This window comes from Actinoplanes sp. G11-F43 (genome assembly GCF_050589265.1).
GTDB lineage: Bacteria > Actinomycetota > Actinomycetes > Mycobacteriales > Micromonosporaceae > Actinoplanes.
Window position 1 is genome coordinate 37,171 of the sequence record NZ_JBNZCE010000035.1, and the last position, 16,923, is coordinate 54,093.

Annotated in this window: 18 protein-coding genes; 9 read left to right on the top strand and 9 right to left on the bottom strand. The window is 71.3% G+C overall.

Translation table 11 applies throughout. The features are described 5' to 3' along the window. Positions 1-78: 78 nt before the first annotated feature. Positions 79-456, bottom strand: coding sequence for a winged helix-turn-helix transcriptional regulator (locus ACQ0O7_RS34675; RefSeq protein ID WP_430788765.1), 378 nt, complete (start codon positions 454-456; stop codon positions 79-81). Between the two features lie 81 nt (positions 457-537). Here ACQ0O7_RS34675 and ACQ0O7_RS34680 point away from each other — a divergent pair, with 81 nt between their 5' ends. The 3 genes from ACQ0O7_RS34680 to ACQ0O7_RS34690 all read left to right on the top strand — a co-directional run bounded on the left by ACQ0O7_RS34680 (position 538) and on the right by ACQ0O7_RS34690 (position 4,089). After that, on the top strand, positions 538-1,437 hold the full coding sequence (locus ACQ0O7_RS34680) for an alpha/beta hydrolase (RefSeq protein WP_430788641.1): 900 nt from the start codon (positions 538-540) through the stop codon (positions 1,435-1,437). A gap of 195 nt (positions 1,438-1,632) precedes the next feature. After that, a complete protein-coding gene (locus tag ACQ0O7_RS34685; RefSeq protein WP_430788643.1) occupies positions 1,633-2,244 on the top strand; it encodes a plasmid pRiA4b ORF-3 family protein in 612 nt (203 codons plus the stop codon). 168 nt (positions 2,245-2,412) lie between these two features. Then, a complete protein-coding gene (locus ACQ0O7_RS34690; RefSeq protein WP_430788645.1) occupies positions 2,413-4,089 on the top strand; it encodes a DEAD/DEAH box helicase in 1,677 nt (558 codons plus the stop codon). Positions 4,090-4,131: 42 nt separating this feature from the next. Here the strand turns inward: ACQ0O7_RS34690 and ACQ0O7_RS34695 are convergent, their stop codons facing one another. Beyond that, positions 4,132-4,881: an SDR family NAD(P)-dependent oxidoreductase gene (locus ACQ0O7_RS34695; RefSeq protein ID WP_430788647.1), complete on the bottom strand. Its 750-nt coding sequence runs from the start codon at positions 4,879-4,881 to the stop codon at positions 4,132-4,134. A 101-nt stretch (positions 4,882-4,982) separates the two neighbouring features. On the opposite strand from ACQ0O7_RS34695, the gene ACQ0O7_RS34700 reads away from it, so the two are divergent. Genes ACQ0O7_RS34700 through ACQ0O7_RS34710 form a run of 3 tightly spaced genes read left to right on the top strand, consistent with a single transcriptional unit; the run spans position 4,983 to position 7,499 of the window. Then, a complete protein-coding gene (locus ACQ0O7_RS34700; protein ID WP_430788649.1) occupies positions 4,983-5,831 on the top strand; it encodes a helix-turn-helix transcriptional regulator in 849 nt (282 codons plus the stop codon). A 55-nt stretch (positions 5,832-5,886) separates the two neighbouring features. Further along, positions 5,887-6,459, top strand: a complete 573-nt coding sequence (locus ACQ0O7_RS34705) for an RNA polymerase sigma factor (RefSeq protein WP_430788651.1) — start codon at positions 5,887-5,889, stop codon at positions 6,457-6,459. Then, on the top strand, positions 6,456-7,499 hold the full coding sequence (locus ACQ0O7_RS34710; protein WP_430788653.1) for a hypothetical protein: 1,044 nt from the start codon (positions 6,456-6,458) through the stop codon (positions 7,497-7,499). Before ACQ0O7_RS34705 ends, ACQ0O7_RS34710 begins: the two co-directional genes overlap by 4 nt. 91 nt (positions 7,500-7,590) lie before the next feature. Here the strand turns inward: ACQ0O7_RS34710 and ACQ0O7_RS34715 are convergent, their stop codons facing one another. The 3 genes from ACQ0O7_RS34715 to ACQ0O7_RS34725 form a co-directional block, all read right to left on the bottom strand. Further along, positions 7,591-8,247, bottom strand: coding sequence for a GOLPH3/VPS74 family protein (locus ACQ0O7_RS34715; RefSeq protein WP_430788655.1), 657 nt, complete (start codon positions 8,245-8,247; stop codon positions 7,591-7,593). Positions 8,248-8,583: 336 nt separating this feature from the next. Beyond that, on the bottom strand, positions 8,584-9,534 hold the full coding sequence (locus tag ACQ0O7_RS34720; RefSeq protein ID WP_430788657.1) for a cation diffusion facilitator family transporter: 951 nt from the start codon (positions 9,532-9,534) through the stop codon (positions 8,584-8,586). Further along, a complete protein-coding gene (locus tag ACQ0O7_RS34725) occupies positions 9,531-10,244 on the bottom strand; it encodes a substrate-binding periplasmic protein (protein WP_430788659.1) in 714 nt (237 codons plus the stop codon). Before ACQ0O7_RS34725 ends, ACQ0O7_RS34720 begins: the two co-directional genes overlap by 4 nt. 132 nt (positions 10,245-10,376) lie before the next feature. Here ACQ0O7_RS34725 and ACQ0O7_RS34730 point away from each other — a divergent pair, with 132 nt between their 5' ends. Next, entirely contained in the window at positions 10,377-10,700 is a 324-nt protein-coding gene (locus ACQ0O7_RS34730; RefSeq protein WP_430788661.1) for a hypothetical protein, read from the top strand. Here the strand turns inward: ACQ0O7_RS34730 and ACQ0O7_RS34735 are convergent. Next, on the bottom strand, positions 10,663-11,583 hold the full coding sequence (locus tag ACQ0O7_RS34735) for a phosphotransferase (RefSeq protein WP_430788663.1): 921 nt from the start codon (positions 11,581-11,583) through the stop codon (positions 10,663-10,665). The genes ACQ0O7_RS34730 and ACQ0O7_RS34735 overlap by 38 nt on opposite strands. A 50-nt stretch (positions 11,584-11,633) precedes the next feature. Here ACQ0O7_RS34735 and ACQ0O7_RS34740 point away from each other — a divergent pair, with 50 nt between their 5' ends. Both ACQ0O7_RS34740 and ACQ0O7_RS34745 read left to right on the top strand, forming a co-directional pair. Continuing rightward, entirely contained in the window at positions 11,634-12,077 is a 444-nt protein-coding gene (locus ACQ0O7_RS34740; RefSeq protein ID WP_430788665.1) for a hypothetical protein, read from the top strand. A gap of 695 nt (positions 12,078-12,772) precedes the next feature. Continuing rightward, positions 12,773-13,333, top strand: a complete 561-nt coding sequence (locus ACQ0O7_RS34745; RefSeq protein ID WP_430788667.1) for a GNAT family N-acetyltransferase — start codon at positions 12,773-12,775, stop codon at positions 13,331-13,333. 85 nt (positions 13,334-13,418) lie between these two features. On the opposite strand, the gene ACQ0O7_RS34750 is transcribed toward ACQ0O7_RS34745, so the two are convergent. The 3 genes from ACQ0O7_RS34750 to ACQ0O7_RS34760 all read right to left on the bottom strand — a co-directional run bounded on the left by ACQ0O7_RS34750 (position 13,419) and on the right by ACQ0O7_RS34760 (position 16,813). Next, positions 13,419-15,839 carry an MMPL family transporter gene (locus ACQ0O7_RS34750; RefSeq protein WP_430788669.1) on the bottom strand — a complete coding sequence of 807 codons (2,421 nt, stop codon included), beginning with the start codon at positions 15,837-15,839 and terminating at the stop codon, positions 13,419-13,421. A gap of 24 nt (positions 15,840-15,863) precedes the next feature. Then, positions 15,864-16,469, bottom strand: coding sequence for a TetR/AcrR family transcriptional regulator (locus ACQ0O7_RS34755; RefSeq protein ID WP_430788671.1), 606 nt, complete (start codon positions 16,467-16,469; stop codon positions 15,864-15,866). A 122-nt stretch (positions 16,470-16,591) separates the two neighbouring features. Next, complete coding sequence (locus ACQ0O7_RS34760; protein WP_430788673.1) at positions 16,592-16,813, bottom strand: hypothetical protein; 222 nt, start codon at positions 16,811-16,813, stop codon at positions 16,592-16,594. Positions 16,814-16,923: the final 110 nt, after the last annotated feature.

Consider the following 16,923-nt stretch of genomic DNA (forward strand, 5'->3'; position numbering starts at 1 on the left):
TGCCCACTACCCCCGTCCCCGACGCTCACACCTCCTGCCCTGCCCCGGGCGCTCACATCACCTGTCCAGCCCAGACGCTCACGTCCCCTGCCCCATCCCAGACGCTCCGGCCTCGCGGCCCGTCCTGGGATGCTCGGTGGCCCAGGCGCAGATCGCGGCCAGCGGCTCCTGCAGGGTTTTGCCGAGGGCGGTCAGCGAGTACTCGACGTGCTGCGGCGGGTCCTGTTTCAGCACCCGCCGCTGGACCAGCCCGTCACTCTCCATGTCGCGAAGCGTCTCGGTAAGCATCTTCTGGGTGATCCCGGCGATCCGCCGGCGCAACTCGGCATGCCGTTGCGGCCCGGCCAGCAGCGCATAGATCACCAGAACCCGCCACTTCGACGCCAGCCGCTCGATGGCCTGCCGCGTCGTGCAGCCCTCCTCGATCACGTCCGGGATCACCAGCGCCATACGCACCCCCAAGTGCCCTCTGGTACGGCCGGCTCCCGGCCGCCTACCGTCGAGCCAACGATAAGCGTCGACAGACACGGGGCCGACATGTCCGAGCAGCGCATCACCTTCACCGCCGACGGCATCACCCTCGCCGGCAACCTGGCCATCGCCGCGCCGAACGCGCCGGCGGTCGTGCTGACCGGCCCGTTCACCGGAGTCAAGGAGCAGGTCACCGGCACCTACGCGAGGCTGCTGCACGACCGCGGCCTGACCACGCTCGCCATCGACCACCGCGGTTTCGGGGAGAGCGGCGGGCGCCGGGCCCACGAGGACAGCCAGGGCAAGCTGTCCGACCTGCGGGCCGCGGTCACGGTCCTCACCGAGTTCACCGACCGGATCGGTGTGGTCGGCGTGTGTCTCGGCGGCGGCTACGCGATCCGGGCCGCAGCCACCGACCCCCGGCTGCGCGCGGTCGCCGGGATCGCCGGCGCCTACAACAGTCCGGCCCGTTTCAGCGCCGGCGACCCGGCCGCCTACCGCCGGTCGCTGCTGTCGTTCGTGGAACGCTACGACGAGGAGTTGCCGGCCGTGGCTCCCGGCGGCGCTCCCGCGGCGATGGGCGGCGACGAGCCCTACGCCTACTACGGCACGTCCCGCTCGGCAGCCGAACACTGGGAGAACCGGGTCACCTGGGGTTCGCTGCACTCGCTGATGACCCTCGACGCCCTGGGCGCGGCTCCGCTGCTCGGCGACACCCCGCTGCTGGTGGTCCACGGCCGGGTCGACGACTACTGCTCCCCCGAGCTGGCCGCCGCCGCTCACGAGGCCGCCCCCGGCCCGAAGGAGCTGCTGTGGCTGGACGCGTCCCAGCACATCGACCTCTACGACGTGGAGCCCCACACGACCCGGGCCGCCGACGCGACCGCCGCGTTCATGCACCGTCATCTCACCTCCACCGTTCCTCGGCTCGCCTCGGACCGCTCACCGGTTCGGGAGCCCGTCTGACCCGGATGATGACGGGCGCAGCCGCGCCTCTCCCGCCGTCCGGGCGATTGCCGGGCCGGGTGAACCCGGCCCGGCGGAACGCGCCGGCCCCGAGCGGAGCCCGCGCCGCCTGCCGCGGATCCTCGGCCCGTGGGAGTCACCCGAACGGGAGCATTGACTGGAGATCGATTCCGTCCTGTTGAAGGATGAGAATCCATGAGCCCCCGGAGCCGCGGCCGGAAGATGCCGCCGAAGCGGAAGAAGCCGGATGGACCCGCGCCGATCCGGCGGCTCAAGGTGAGCCCGCGCGGCGCGCGCCCACCGATCTGGCGGCGCCTGGAGGTCCCCGCCGACACCAGCCTCGCCGCCCTGCACGGCATCCTGCCGATCGCCTTCGGCTGGGCCGACGGCCACCCGCACGCTTTCGAGACCCCCTTCGGCGACTTCGGCGTCGCCGACCCCGAGCTGGGACATCGCTCCGAGAAGCCGGTCACGCTGGAGCAGGTGGCGCCGGATCCCGGTGACAAGATCCGTTACACCTATGACTTCGGTGACGACTGGGACCACGAGATCCTGGTGGAGAAGGTCCTCGAACGTCAGGACGTGGCCCACCCCCGATGCACCGGTGGCCGCCGGGCCGCGCCTCCGGACGACTGCGGCGGCATCGGGAGTCACCACGACCTCGTCGAGGTCATCGCGGACCCGGACCATCCCGAACACCACGCGCGGCTGGAGTGGCTGGGCCTGGACTCGGCCGCCGGCTTCAAGCCCGATCGATTCAGCACCGCCGATGTCACCGAGGTGCTGATCGCCGGCCGGCACCGCTAGCTTCCGCTTCATGGGTCCACTCTGGCCGCGGGCGCCGGATCTGTCGGTGGGGCAGGCACGCGCCTGTCGGTACGGGTAACCGCACCAGGCCCCCTTACATATCGATGATCGCTGGTATAGTGGGTACTCGGCGCGCCGGTGAACCGGACCGGTCATATCCTGGAGCACATGGACGACGATCTGGTGGGCGCCGATGCGGGATTCTCCGCCCTCGGTCTGCGTCCCGAGCTGCTGCGGGCACTGAGCGACCTGGGTTACGAGGAGCCCACGCCGATCCAGCGTGAGGCGATCCCGCCGCTGCTGTCCGGTGGTGACCTGGTCGGGCAGGCCGCGACCGGCACCGGCAAGACGGCGGCCTTCGCGCTGCCGCTGCTGCACGGGCTGAGCAGCGGGACCTCGAACGACCCGGGCGCCCTGGTGCTGGTGCCGACCCGGGAGCTGGCCGAGCAGGTCTCCCAGGCGGTTCACCGGTACGGGCGTGAGCTGAACGTCCGGGTGCTCCCGGTCTACGGCGGCCAGCCGATCCAGAGGCAGCTCCGGGTGCTGGAGCGCGGAGTCGACGTGGTCGTCGGCACCCCCGGCCGGGTCCTGGACCACATCGAGCGGGGCACGCTGCGCCTCGACACGATCAGCACCGTCGTGCTCGACGAGGCCGACGAGATGCTGGACATGGGCTTCGCCGAGGACATCGAGGCGATCCTGGCGGAGACTCCCAAGGAGCGGCAGACCGTGCTGTTCTCGGCGACGATGCCGCCGCGGATCGACGCGATCGCCCGCCGGCACCTGCGTGATCCGATGCGGATCCGGATGGGCCGGGACACCGCCGCCGCCGACCGGTTGCCGAAGGTCCGGCAGAGCGCCTATCTGGTGCCGCGCGGGCACCGGATGGCAGCGCTGGCCCGGGTGCTGGACGTGGAGACGCCGACCGCCGCGATCGTCTTCTGCCGCACCCGTGAGGAGGTCGACTCGGTGACCGAGGGCCTCAACGGCCGTGGTTACCGGGCCGAGGCCCTGCACGGCGGTCTCAGCCAGGACCAGCGTGACCGGGTGATGGGGCGCCTGCGGGGCGGCAACACGGAGCTGCTGGTCGCCACCGACGTGGCCGCCCGCGGGCTGGACGTCGATCTGCTCACCCATGTGATCAACTACAACCTGCCGACCGCGCCGGAGGCCTACGTCCACCGGATCGGCCGGGTCGGCCGCGCCGGCCGGGAGGGTGCCGCGATCACCCTGGTCGAGCCGCGTGAGCAGCGCCTGCTGCAGGCCGTCGAGCGGCTCACCGGGCAGAAGGTCAAGCCGGAGCAACTGCCGACTGTGACCGACCTGCGGGCCCGCCGGATGGAGCTCCTGCTGGAGACGATGCGGGAGGCGGTCGGCGCCGAGGGCCTGGACCGGTTCCGGTCGGTGCTGGCCTCCCTCACCGACGACCTCGACCTGGAGCAGATCGCTCTGGCCGGGCTGAAGCTGCTCCACGAGAACTCCGGCGGCGATGTCGACGAGACGGAGATCCCGCTGGTCGAGGCCCCTCGCGAGCGGCACCGGGAGAGCCGGGACCGGGAGCACGGCCGCGGCCCCCGCAACCAGACGTCACGGCCGGGGCAGGGGGTGGCCCGGGTGTTCGTCGGGCTGGGCCGGCGCGCCGGGCTGCGCCCGCAGGACCTGGTCGGCGCGATCGCGGGCGAGGCCGGGCTGCAGGGCCGGGATGTCGGCGCGATCCAGATCACCGACCGGTTCTCCCTGGTGGAGGTGCCGGAGTCGGCGGCCGACCGGGTGATCAAGGCGCTGCAGAACACCGCGATCCGTGGTCGCCGGCCCACCGTCCGCCGCGAGCGTTTCCAGCGCTGAGACCGGCCTGCCGGCCGGTCAACAGGCCGGTCAACAGGCCGGTCAACAGCCGGCGTCGACGGCGATCACCTGGCCGGTGATCCCGGTGTTGGCCGCCGAGGCGAGAAAGACGACCGGGGCGGCGATCTCCTCGGCGGACAGCAGCCGGCCGAGTGGGATCTGGTCGTAGTAGCTGTCCGGCACCGCGTCAGCGATGTGCCGGTTGGCCGCCGTCCTGGTCAGCCCGGGTGAGACCACGTTGGTGAGGATGTCTCCGGCACTGCCCAGGGAGAACGCCGCGGAGCGGTTGAAACCGTGCAACGCCGCCTTCGCGGCACCATAGAACTCCCCGCCGGCCATGCCGTGGGTGGCGATCGACGACGAGACGTGCACCAGCCGGCCCCACCCTCGCTCCCGCATGTGGGGGAAGACGAGCCGGCTGAGCGTCACCGCGCCCTCGACGTTGTCCCGCACGACCCGTCGCCAGAGGTCGTCGGGGGCCTCCTCGAAACCGCCGCCGGGCTGCGCGGACCCCCAGCGGACGGCGTTGTTGACCAGCACGTCGACGCGGCCGGTCCAGGCGAGGACCTGATCGATCAGGGCTCGGGCCGTGTCGGGGTCGCCCAGATCGTACCGAATAGTTAATGTTTGTCCTTCGAGGTCGGCAGCGAGCTTCGCCGCCTTGCCGGCGGCGTCGTGATAGGTCAGCACCACGTCGGCGCCCTCGGCGGCGAAGCGGCGGGCGATCGGCTCGCCCAGCCCTCCGGTCGCTCCGGTGACGATCACAGTGCGTCCCGCGAGTCCCATGTCCATGTCGCCACCGTGCCGGATCGGGCGGAGCGCGGGGAGGCCGTGGTTCTACTGGCACTGACAGGGCCACGATCCGGGAGCGGCGAGCCGCTACGTTCGACGGCATGGCGACCGACAACGAACTGGGTCAGTTTCTGCGATCCCGGCGCGAGAGCACGGCACCGGCCGCGGTGGGTCTCGCACCAGGGATCCGGCGGCGGACTCCGGGGCTGCGCCGGGCCGAGGTCGCCACTCTGGCAGGGGTGAGCGTTGATTATCTGACGAGGCTGGAGCAGGGGCGCGACCGGCATCCCTCACCCGAGGTGCTCAACGCGCTGGCCACCGCGCTCCGGTTCACCGCGGCCGACCGGGAGCACCTGCGCTTCCTGGGCAAGGCGCTGGCCGGGGTGATGTGCCCGTCGGGGCACGCACCGGCCGCCGAGGTGCGGCCGACCGTGCGCGCCCTGCTGGAGCGACTCGAGCCGGGGCCCGCGGTGGTTCTCAACCGTCTCGGGGACATGCTGGCGGCCACCAGCGGTTACGAGTCGCTGACCATCCCACTGGGGATGTGGGAGGAGCCGCGGGCGAACGTGGTGCGCTGGCATTTCGTGGACGAGCGGGCCCGCGCGGCCCATCCGGACTGGGATGTGATCGCCGACGACCACGTGGCCCGGCTCAAGACCGAGGTGCGGCGCGGTGACCGGCACGCCGTGGAGCTGTCGGGTGACCTGACGGTGCTGGCCGGCGACGAGTTCGCCGATCGGATGGCGGCGCCGTCCGGGCCACCACGGCGCAGCGGGAGCCAGCGGATGGCGCACCCGGAGGCGGGGCGGCTGGTCTTGTCGTACGAGAGCCTGGATCTTCCGGATGCCGACGAGCAGCGGCTCGTGGTGTTCCTGCCCGCCGACGAGGCCACCGCGGCGGCGCTGGACCGGTTGTCGGGCCGTCGGCCGGGGGCGCTCCGTGCGGTCTGAGAGATTTCCGCGAACCGGCGGTAACGCCGGCTGGTGGACCGGACATGACGATGACGTGGGTTCTGGAGACGAGCGCGACGAGCAGCGGTTCCGCCACATCTACGTGGGCAACTTCGAGGCGATGCTGGCCTACGCGACACGGCGTGTCGAGCAGCCCGAGGACGCCTCGGACGTGGTCGCCGAGACCTTTCTCGTGGCCTGGCGGCGCAGCCGCGAGTTGCCGCCAGGTGATGAGGCACGGCTCTGGCTGTACGGGGTGGCGCGCCGGGTGCTGGCCAACCACCATCGGGGCAGGACCCGCCGGGCACGGCTCGGCGAGCGGCTCCGTCAGCGGCTGGCGACCGTCGTCTCCCGGGATCCGGGTCACGAGGTGCCGCAGCGGCTGGCCGTGCGCGCGGCTCTGGCCCGGCTCGACGAGACGGACCGCGAGTTGGTGATGTTGACGATCTGGGAGGGGCTGCAGCCCCGGGAGGTGGCGGAGGTGCTGGCGATGACCCCGGGCTCGGTGCGTACCCGGCTGTCGCGGGCCCGGGCGAGACTTCGGGAGATGCTCGGTGACGTCGCGGGTCCACCCGGACATGAACTCGATGTCCTGACCGGAACCACCGCCCCGGGGGAGGGCCGATGACCGACGAGCAGCTCGACCGGCTGGTGCGAGACGCCGACCCCTACCGGACCGGCTTGACCGGCCGGCTCGGCGGGGCGGAGCAGACGCTCCTGGAGGAGATCGTGTCCACTCGCAAATCGGCTTTCCCGGTGCGCCGCCTGGCCGGGGCCCTGGCCGCGGCAGCGGTCGTGACCGGTGTGATCGGCGCTTCCACCCTGTTGCGGGACGGTGGCGGCGCGGACTGGGCCGGGCCGGTCGGCCTGCCCAGCGCGGACGCCGGCACCACCACCGACGGTGTCGAACTGGATCTCAAGGCGGTCGAGAGACTTCCGCGGCTGCTGGTCGACGAGCCGGGCTGGAAGATCACCACGGTGTACGGTTTCGCCGCCGAGGAGGGCACCATCCAATTCACCGACGGCCGGCGGTCGCTGGAGATGAACTGGTATCCGGCCGACAGCCATCAGGGCTACTACGACGACCGGCTGGAGGTCAGCGATCCGGAGGCCGCGACGGTGGCCGGAGTGAAGGCGAACGTCTTCACGTATGCGGCCGACGACTTCGCGGCCATGCTGGATCCGGACGGCAGCGCCTTCGTGGAGCTCCGCGCGCAGGGGATGGATCGCGGTGACTTCGACACCCTGCTCACCCATGTGGTGAAGGCCGAACCGGAGGCGTTCCTGGCGGCGATGCCGGCCGAGGTCGTCACGCCGGGCAAGGTTCGTGCCGCGGCCGCCCGGATCCTCACCGATGTGCCAATCCCACCCGGGTTCGACGTCGAGCGGATCGACGTGGCCGGGGCCAACGACCCGTACCAGTTCGGGGCCGCCGTGACCGGTCAGGTCACGTGCACCTGGATCGCCGAGTGGAAGCGGGCCGGTGAGTCCGGCGACGCCGCGGCGGCCGGACAGGCGGTGTCGGCGTTGCGCAGCAGCCACCAGTGGAAGGTCCTGAAGGACATGAACGGCGAGGGCGACTGGCCGGAGGCGATCTGGGACGTGGCCGACGAGGTCGCGTCCGGCACGTTGCCGGACCACTACAAGGAGGGCATCGGCTGCCCCTGAGGAGGCGATCCGGGTGCCGTGCAGCGATGAACGTACCGGCGCTGTCCCGGGTCTTGTCCCTGTCTCTCCTCATCGTCCGGATGCGTGACGGTCAACCGCTGCTCGGGAGGGTCCCGCCGGCCTGAACCGCCACCTCACGGGTGTGGGCGACCAGGTGGTGCAGCGGTTCCGGCAGGTTGCGGCGGAACTGGTCGGACAGGCGCGCCCGGTCGCGGGGGTTGACGGTGTCGAGCACGAACCGGTCCAGGCCGGTGGCCAGGATCATCCCGGCCAGCATCAGGTCGGCGACGTCCAGCGGCTCGTTGTAGGACAGCGCGGTCCGGATCCGCTCGGCCGGCTCGCCGGGGCCCCGCGGATCGGTGAAGACCAGCGACGACGTGGAACCGAGCAGGCGTCTCCGGGTCTGTTTGCGGAGTGCCCCGGAACTGATCAGGCGCTGTTCGATCAGGTCGGTGGCCAGGCCCGTCGCCGGCAGGTGCGCGATCCAGGACCGCGGATCGTGCGGGCCGGGCGTGGCCGCCAGCCGGGCCAGGATCGACGTGGTGGCCGGATCGCCGGTGGGCCGCGGGTCGACCACGTGCAGGGTGTCGCCGGCGAGCCGCAGCCGGCGCCAGAACAGCAGCTCGCCGAGCAGCGCGGCGCCGAGACCGACGGCCAGCAGCCCGGGGCCGAGCAGTGCACGGCCGCCGATGCCGTCATGCGCCGCCAGGTACAGGTTGTCGGCGGGTGGATGCCGTCCACGAGTCATCCGTTCGGCCTTCGACGATCGGCGGTGAAGTGGCGCAAACCTAGCGGCGGTGGGTTGCCGCGGGGTTACACGCCGCGGAAAACTGTCGTACCCCTGTTCTAACGTGTCGCCATGAGGGTGAACCACCGATCTCACCAGCCTGCTGGACGCTCCGTGGCCGACCGCACACCGGCGTTCACCGACGACCGTCATCCGGGCCCCGGACCGGCCCGGGGATCCACGCATCGCCGGCCATCCCGGTGCCGCCGAGGAGCAGGTGCCGCCTGTGGTGTTCTCCGAGGTCATCCGCGACCTCGGCCTGATGGTCTCGGCGGCCGTCCCGAGGAGCGGGCGATGTCAGGTCTCGATGCGGGCCACCGGGGACACCACCAGGTCGTGCACCCGCCAGTTGAAATCCAGGGCGAACCGCTGCAGTTCGTCCAGCCGTTCCGGGAGACGGTCGGTCCCCGGGGCCGGGACCACCAGCAGCTCACCGACGAAGACATGCCCCTCCTCGCGCAGTCGCAGCCACGCGTCGGTGACCCAGTCGTGGTCCAGCACGGCGGCATGCAGCTGATCCGGCAGTGGGTGCGGGCCACTGCCGTCCACCAGCGACGGGGCCTCGTCCATCAGGTCGGCCACCGCCGCCCGGGTGGTCCGGACCCCGTCACGGACGATGTCACCGCCGATGATCAGGGCGGCCACCGCGTCGGCCCACCACAGCCCGGCCGCGATGCCGAGGATGCCCAGGACGGCGGCGCCCGCGGTCAGCCAGTCGGCCCGGTTCATCTCGGCGTCGGCGAAGAGCACCTTGTCGTGCAGTTCCCGGGCGATCCGCTGTTTGACCCGGCCCAGCAGGATCGCCGGGACCATGGTGGCGAGCAGCACCACGATCATCAACCAGCCCAGCCAGAAACGCTGACCGAAGAGTTCGATCATGCCGATCGGTGGGCGTTCCCGGAGGGCGAGCCGGACGATCGAGTCGTAGACGACATAGCCACCGAGGCCCAGCAGCGCCACCGAGCCGGAGAGGAAGGCGATGCTGACCGCGCGGTGGTAGCCGTACGGGAAACGGGTCGTCGGTGGTCGATGGCGGAAACGGGCGGCGATCAGGAAAGCGGCCGGTGGGACCAGACCGAGCATGTCCTCGATCCAGGCGGCCTTCATCGCCTGCGACTGACCCAGCGTCGCCGCCAGCATGCCGATCGCCACCACGAAGAAGACGATCGTCCACCACTCCAGGCGGACCGCCCGGGCGTGCAGGCGGGCCTTGTCCGGCGGCAGCTCGAACCGGCGGTAGACCCTCATGACGCGCGCTCCGCGGCGACCAGCAACTCCTCGACACCGGTGTGGGTCTGGGCGAGCAGGAACCGCTCGACCTCGGCCTGCCAGCCGTTCTCACCCGGCGGAAGCGCCCACACGTGGTCGTGGGATCCCAGTTCATGGCCGGATTCGATCAGGTTCAGCTCGGCCAGTCGCCACTCCCCGACGACGACCGGCATGCCCTCGTCACCGGTCACCTCACGGACCGGGACCACCGTCGCGTCCTCGGCGGCGACCGCGGCCACCTCGGCGGTGCCGGCCTCCACCGCCACCGTCACACCGGCCAGGTCATCCGGCACCGGGACGCCCGCCGGCGCGGCGACCACCGTCCGCATGGTGACGAAGGGCCTGGTCAGCGCGGCGTCGTCGGTCCACGGCGCGGCCGCGTCGAGACCACCGATCACCAGGTCGAGCACCCGGTCCTTGACCGCGGCCATCAGTTCCGACTCGGATCCCGGATACCACTGCACGGTCGCCCCCATCCGGGTGGCGAGCCGCTGGACCAGCACCGCCTCGGCCCCGGCCGGTGGCCCGTCACCGGGGACCTCGGTCCAGGGCGGGTTCTCGGTCACCCCGACCCGCAGCACTCCCCCACGGACGTCACGCAGGGTCGTGCCGCTGTCGCGGGGCAGCCCGCAACCTGCCACGACACCCGACAGCACCATCGCCAGCAGCACCCCCATCATGCGGGTCATCCGGCAACCTCCTTCGACGACCGGCGCTAAGGGCTACCCCGGGAGGGGCGGTTCAAGCCCACGGACCGCACCGCCGTCCGATACCGTCCGATAGCGTTACCGGCGCATCGACGGCGGCGAGAGGGACCGCGGATGGCCGCGGCACGGGGCTGTCGATGTCCGCTCGCGTTCCTGACCCTGGTGTCGGCCGGGGCGGTCGGCGGGCTGGCCGCGATCGGCTGGATGGTGTGGTCGGCCCACCGGGCCGGGGATCCGGAGCTGACCGAGGGGGCGTCGTACGGCCCGCTCGGAGTGTCCGCGGCGGCAGGGGTGGCGGTACTGCTGGGCGCTGCGGCCGCTCTGGTCCGTGGTGCCCGGGGGCTTCCGCTGGACCGTCTGCTCTCCGTGTCGTCCTGGGTGCGGTTGGCGATGGATCTTGTCAGCGCCACAGGTGGCGGTGGGCTCGGCTCCAGGTGATCCGGGCCGTCACCGCGTCGAGGGCTCCGGCTCGTTGCCAGGACGCCTGCGGTTCCCGTCCCTCGACGGCCAGTTGGCGGGCCCTCGCCAGGACCTGTTCCTGCTGGATGATCACCTCCTCGACCAGGCCGTCCGTGCTGGTCAGGCCGTAGGCGGTGGCGAAGAGTTCCAGCCTGCGGCGGCGGTCCGGCGGGACCCGATGCCGGAGCGGGCCGAGGGATTCGGCGTCGTCGCGGAAGGGCGCGACATACTCCAGGGCGTAGGCGACGTCGTGCACCGGGCGGGCCGGCCACGCATAGTCCCAGTCCAGGATGCCCACTGGTTGAAGGCCATGCCACACCAGGTTCCACGGGCCGAAGTCACCGTGGCAGATCACGGTGCCCGCGCCGAAGGAGCCGCCGGGGCCGGGCGCGGAACCAGGGCCGGGCGCGGGATGAGGGCCGGGCGCGGGATGAGGGCCGGGCGCGGGATGAGGGCCGGGCGCGGGATGAGGGCCGGGCGCGGGATGAGGGCCGGGCGCGGGAACGCGGGTTCCGGGAGCCGGGGCTGGAGGAGTGGGTGCCGCCCAGCCGGCTTCGGCGAGTGGGTGGAAGTCGCGGACCGCGTCGTGATACTCGCGGAGCAGGCGGGCCATCGCTACCAGGCCGGTCTCGTCGGCGACACGGGGCCAGGCGCCGCCGCCGGAGTCGCCGTCCAGGAAGGTGAGGATCTCCCGGCCCTGGTCGTCGATCCCGAGGAAACGGGGTGACCAGCGGAAGCCGACATCCTCCAGATACCGCAACAGCTCGTGGACCGACGGCGACCACGGATGGGTGGGGCGCCGGACCGTGTCACCGATACGTTCGATCCGGCGGTGCGGCTCATTCTGGAGAACCTCGTCCATGCCCGAATCCTGCCCGGAAAGTGTCAGAGGGTGCTGGCATCATCAAGTGCATGGAGATTCGGCCAGGTGAGGGTGTCGTGTTCGCGAGGGTGGGCGAGAGCCGTGACGTGGTCGAGGGCCGGATAGGCGCTCCCGTGCACCCGGGGCGGCACAGCCGGGCCGTCTACGACACCGAGCCGATGCTGGTCATCACCTACACCGACGGTGACACCGTCGAGCTGGTCGAGATCGCCAACGGTGGTGAGGAGGTCTTCTACGACGGCATCCAGTTGACCTACCGGTTCATGGACGACGTGGTCGCCGAGCTGGCCGGGCGTGGGCTGCGGGCCGAGCCGTTCGACATCGGGTTCGCCTTCGAGCCGGGTTTCGCGATCTTCTCGATGTCGTCGCTGCCCGCCGCCGAGCTGGATCCGGGAGCGCCCGACGACGATCCGCGCCGCATCGTCGAGGGGGTCTCGGTGGCGCCGATCGAGTATTTCCGCGAGCCGGTGTGAGCCACCCGGAACGAGCCGATACGAGCCGCTCGGAGCGAGCCGGCAGAAGCCGTCTCGACTGTGTGGCCGAGGGCTGGACGCCGCAGCGGCGGCTGCATGTCGGAGATGTGGCCTGGTCCGGGGCGCACGGGGACGGCAGTACCGAACCGGAGCATTCGTTCGGGTGGGGGTCGCCGCTGCGCGGGTTCGCCGACGTCTGGGCCGACGGGTCCGCCTCGCTGCATCTCGCCGGGCTGAGCCCGAGGGCGGCGGCAGCGGCGGTCGACGAGGTCTTGGCGGTGGTGCCGACATTGACCGTCGAGGTGTCCGAAGGCGAAAGTGACGTGGTCGCGGTGCTGGCCGCGCGGGGTTTCCGCCCGAGGCCCGAGCCGAGGCCGGGCCCGAGGGCGAGGCCGGAGCCCGGCCCGGGGCCAGGGCTGGGGCCGGGGGCAGGCTCGAAGCCGGGGGCGGGCCCGAAGCCAGGGCCGGGGCCGGGGGCAGGCTCGAAGCCAGGGCCGGAGCCGGGGGCAGGCTCGAAGCCGGGGCCGGAGCCGGGGGCAGGCTCGAAGCCGGGGCCGGAGCCGGGGCCGGAGCCGGGGGCGGACCCGAAGCCAGGGCCGGAGCCCGAGCTGGGGGCGGACCCGAAGCCAGGGCTGGGGGCGGACCCGAAGCCAGGGCTGGGGCCGGGGCCGTGGTTCGCGCGCTTGTGGCGGCAGTTGGATGATCTTCCGGAGGCCGGGACGCCACCGGGGTTCACCATCCGGGCGGTGGCGGGCGACGAGATCGCGGCACGGGTGGAGGTGCACCGGCGGGCCTGGGATCCGAAGCGGATCAAGCGGATGCTCGGGCTGGCCGTCACCGGGGACGAGAGCGGCTCGGGCTACGACCTGACGCGGCATCGGGCCGTGATGGCGTCACCGGTCTACCGGCCGGAGCTGGATCTGGTGGCCGTCGGAGCGGACGGTGAGCTCGTGGCGTACGCAATCGGCTGGTTTGATCCGGTGTCTCGTTCGGTGTTGTTCGAGCCGGTCGGCACGGTGCCGGAGCACGGCGGGCTCGGGCTGGGCCGGGCGCTCGGTGCCGAGGTGTTGCGGGTGGCGGCGGGTCTCGGGGCGGTTCAGGCGGTGGTGAACGCGCGCGGGGACGACGCCTATCCGGTGCCGCACCGGCTCTACACCGGCTTGGGCATGAGGCCGCTGACCCGGATCGTCACCGTCACGAACGCCCCGGAGCAGGGCACCGGGACGGCAACCGCCGGTCACCGAAGGAGACGGTGACCGGCGGCACAGGAAGCGACCCGGCAAGGCCCACAAGCACAAGGCCCGCAAGGCGGACGGGCACAAGGCCCGCAAGGCGCGAGAGCTACCGGAGTACGGGCTCAGCCGGCTCCGAGTGCGGCTGCCGGTGCACCACGGGATGGGCGCGTTCGAGAGCCGCCCCCTCCACGTCCACGTTGGGCAGGATCCGGTCCAGCCAGCGCGGAATCCACCACGCCTTGTCGCCGAGCAGGTGCATGACCGCCGGGATGAGCAGCATCCGCACCAGGAAGGCGTCGACCAGCACCCCGAACGCCAGTCCGAAGCCGAGCGACCGGATCATCGCGGTGTTGGAGAAGATGAACCCGCCGAACACCGCGATCATGATGATGGCGGCGGCGGTGACCACGGTCCGCCCGGCGTGCACACCCTGCTGGACGGCGAGCCGGGCCGGGGCTCCGTGGGCGTACGCCTCGCGCATCCCGGACACCAGGAACAGCTGATAGTCCATGGCCAGGCCGAACAGGATGCCGATCAGGATGGTCGGCAGGAAGCTCAGCACCGGGCCGGGGTCGTGGATGCCGAAGATCGCGCCGAGCCAGCCCCATTGGAAGATCGCCGTGATGCCGCCGAAGGTGGCGAACAGCGACAGGATGAAGCCGAGGGTGGCGGTGACCGGGACCAGGATGGACCGGAACACCAGGATCATGATGATCAGCGAGATGCCGATGACCAGGCCGAGGTAGCCGGGCAGCGCGTTGTCCAGCTTCTCCGAGATGTCGATGTTGCCGCTGGCCGAGCCGGCCACGCCGAGGGTGACGTCGCCGGTCATCGGGGAGAGCGAGCGCAGGTCGTGCACCAGCTGTTCGGTCTCGCCGGTGGTCGGCCCGGTCTCCGGGATGATCTGGAAGCCGAGGGTCCGGTTGTCGGCGGAGGCGCCGATCGGGGCGACCGCTGCCACGTTGTTCTGGGCGAGCAGCAGGTTGCCGATCCGGGCCTGTTCGGCGATCAGGGTGTCGCCGGTGGCGGCGGTGGGCAGGTCGGCGACGACGACGAGGGAGCCGTTGACGCCGGCGCCGAACTTCTCCTCGATCAGCTTGAACGCCTGGTACTGGCTGGAGTCCTGCGCCTCGGACGAGCCGTCGGGCAGGCCGAGCCGCATCGACGCGGCCGGGATGGCCACCGTGATCAGGGCGGCGAGCAGGGCCAGCACGGTGATCACCGCACGGCCGGTGCCCATCGGCTTGACAGTGACCTTCTTCTCGGCGCGCTTCTTGGTCAGGATCCGGGTGCCGACGAGGGCGAGCAGTGCCGGCGTCAGGGTGACCGCGATGAGGACGGCCACCGCCACGCAGATCGCCGCGACGGTGCCCATCAGGCCGAGGAACGGGATGCCTGTCACGTTGAGGGCGAGCAGGGCGACCAGCACGGTGGATCCGGCGAACACGACGGCGTTGCCGGAGGTGCCGTTGGCGAGCCCGATCGACTCGTGGAATTCGACGCCGTCGATGAGCTGGCGCCGGTGCCGGTTGAGGATGAACAGGCTGTAGTCGATGCCGACGGCCAGGCCGAGCATCACGCCGAGGACCGGGGTGATGGACAGCATGTCGACGACGCCGGAGAGGGCGAGCGATGCGGTGACGCCGATGCCGACGCCGGTGAGGGCGCTGAACAGGGGCAGGACCGCGCCGATCAGCGTACGCAGCATGACCAGCAGGGTGATCGCGGCGATGACCAGGCCGGCCACCTCGCCGACGCCGAGGATCTCCGGCACGTTCTGGGTGATCTCGTTGGAGAATTCGACCTTGACTCCGGCCGGGACACCCGCGCTGACGTGGGCGATGAGGGCGTCCTTGACCTCCGGGGTGACGTCCAGCTGGGGCAGTTCGAACTGCACCTGGGCGACCGCGGTGGTGCCGTCCTCGGACACGGTGCGGATCGGTGACGCCATGGTGAGCAGCTGCCGGCCGTTGGCGAGTTTGGCGGCCCCGGCCTCCAGCTCGGTGCTCTTCTCGATCAGCACTTTCTGCTGGGCTTCGACTTCGGCCTTGGTGGCCGCGTCCAGGTCGTCCCAGAGCCCCTTGGCCTGGTTGATCTGGTTCTGGCCGTCGTTGATCTGGGCCCGGCCGTCGTCGATCTGCTTCTGCCCGGCGTCGAGTTCGGCCCGCTGGTCCTCGATCTGTTTGCGGATCGCGAACGGGTCGGTGGTGGAGCTGACCCCGTCGAGGTCGGCGGTGGTCTTCAGCAGGTTGGTGATGGCCGCCTGCTGGGTGTCGTCGAGAGGGGTCTGGTCGACGGTGTGGAAGACCAGTTTGCCGTTGCCGCCGGCCGCGACCGGGAGCCGTTCACCGAGCCGGTCGCTCACCTTCGCGGTCTCGGTGCCGGGGATGTCGACGACCGGGGAGAGTTCGCCGCGGGCCAGGAAGTAGCCGCCGGCGGCGACTCCCAGGATCACCAGCCAGGAGGCCAGGACCACCCCGGCGCGCCGGGCGCAGAATCTGCCCAGGCGATAAAGAAACTCGGCCAATGTGTCGTTCCTTCGGTGAGAGGTTCAATAGCCGGTACGGACGTTGTGGATCATGCGTTCGAGCAGTTCGGACCAGAGCGCGCGGGACCGGTCGTCGGTGGCCGCGTCGGTGGCGGCGATCCAGTGTTTGGCGACCACGACGATCCCGTTCATCAGGGAGCTGACCAGGACGGCGGCGTCCAGCGGGTCCACCTCGGGGTAGCGGGCGGACAGTTCGCGGGCCATCTCGTCGGCGGTGCGGGAGAAGGTGGCGAGGAAGATCTGGTTGGGCCGCGGGTCGTCGGCGGTGAATCCGCCGAGGGCGTGCCGGAGGAAACCGATGATTCCCGGTACGTCGGTGTCGCGCAGCGCCTCGGCGATGTCGTCGAACATCGACGGCCGGCCGCCGGCGGCGAAGGAGTCCCGAAAGGTGCTGATGACCGGGCCGAGCATCTCGGTGCAGACGGTGGTGACGACGTCGTCGACCGAGACGAAGTGGTTGAAGATGGTGCGGCGGGACACGTCGGCCCGCTCGGCGAGCTGGTCGACGCTGACCCGCACACCCTCGTTGATCAGCGCGTTGGCCGCGTCGAGGATGGCCCGCCGGTGGCGCGCTTTGAGAGCGGCGCGCCGGTCCACGGAGATGGTCACGTCCCTACACTAAGTGCATCGTTGCACTAGGTGCAAAGCGAGCCGCCCCTCACTCACGTGCACTCATGACGAGTTCACGTGGAGTGAGGGGCGGCTCTCCCCTGGGTGTTCACCGACCCGTGTCAGAGCTTCTGTGTCTCCGTGGAGGAGGAGTGCAGGTCGGCGGTCGTCTCGGTGACGAACTTGCCGGTGCTCGTGCTGCGGTGCACCTCGCGGTCGCCGCGCTCACGGTCACCGCCCACCGTCTCGGTGACCGTGCCCTGTGGATCACGCTCGGTGGTGCTCTCCTTGACGAACCGCCCGCTGCGAGCGCTGCGGTTGACCTCGTGCTCGTTCCCGGCCATCGGGGGGCCTCCTCGTCCGTGGGGATCGTGGTCCGTGGGGATCGTGGTACGTCACTTTCTGTGCCCCGGACGCGGCGAGCGAAACACCCCCGGCGAAGAACGGCATCGTG

Coding starts and splice junctions, on each gene's coding strand:
- ACQ0O7_RS34680 (WP_430788641.1), top strand. CDS start 538: ATGTCCGAGCAGCGCATCACCTTCACCGCCGACGGCATCACCCTCGCC.
- ACQ0O7_RS34695 (WP_430788647.1), bottom strand. CDS start 4,881: ATGGACATGGGACTCGCGGGACGCACTGTGATCGTCACCGGAGCGACC.
- ACQ0O7_RS34700 (WP_430788649.1), top strand. CDS start 4,983: ATGGCGACCGACAACGAACTGGGTCAGTTTCTGCGATCCCGGCGCGAG.
- ACQ0O7_RS34740 (WP_430788665.1), top strand. CDS start 11,634: ATGGAGATTCGGCCAGGTGAGGGTGTCGTGTTCGCGAGGGTGGGCGAG.
- ACQ0O7_RS34720 (WP_430788657.1), bottom strand. CDS start 9,534: ATGAGGGTCTACCGCCGGTTCGAGCTGCCGCCGGACAAGGCCCGCCTG.
- ACQ0O7_RS34715 (WP_430788655.1), bottom strand. CDS start 8,247: ATGACTCGTGGACGGCATCCACCCGCCGACAACCTGTACCTGGCGGCG.
- ACQ0O7_RS34725 (WP_430788659.1), bottom strand. CDS start 10,244: ATGACCCGCATGATGGGGGTGCTGCTGGCGATGGTGCTGTCGGGTGTC.
- ACQ0O7_RS34730 (WP_430788661.1), top strand. CDS start 10,377: ATGGCCGCGGCACGGGGCTGTCGATGTCCGCTCGCGTTCCTGACCCTG.
- ACQ0O7_RS34710 (WP_430788653.1), top strand. CDS start 6,456: ATGACCGACGAGCAGCTCGACCGGCTGGTGCGAGACGCCGACCCCTAC.
- ACQ0O7_RS34685 (WP_430788643.1), top strand. CDS start 1,633: ATGAGCCCCCGGAGCCGCGGCCGGAAGATGCCGCCGAAGCGGAAGAAG.
- ACQ0O7_RS34735 (WP_430788663.1), bottom strand. CDS start 11,583: ATGGACGAGGTTCTCCAGAATGAGCCGCACCGCCGGATCGAACGTATC.
- ACQ0O7_RS34760 (WP_430788673.1), bottom strand. CDS start 16,813: ATGGCCGGGAACGAGCACGAGGTCAACCGCAGCGCTCGCAGCGGGCGG.
- ACQ0O7_RS34690 (WP_430788645.1), top strand. CDS start 2,413: ATGGACGACGATCTGGTGGGCGCCGATGCGGGATTCTCCGCCCTCGGT.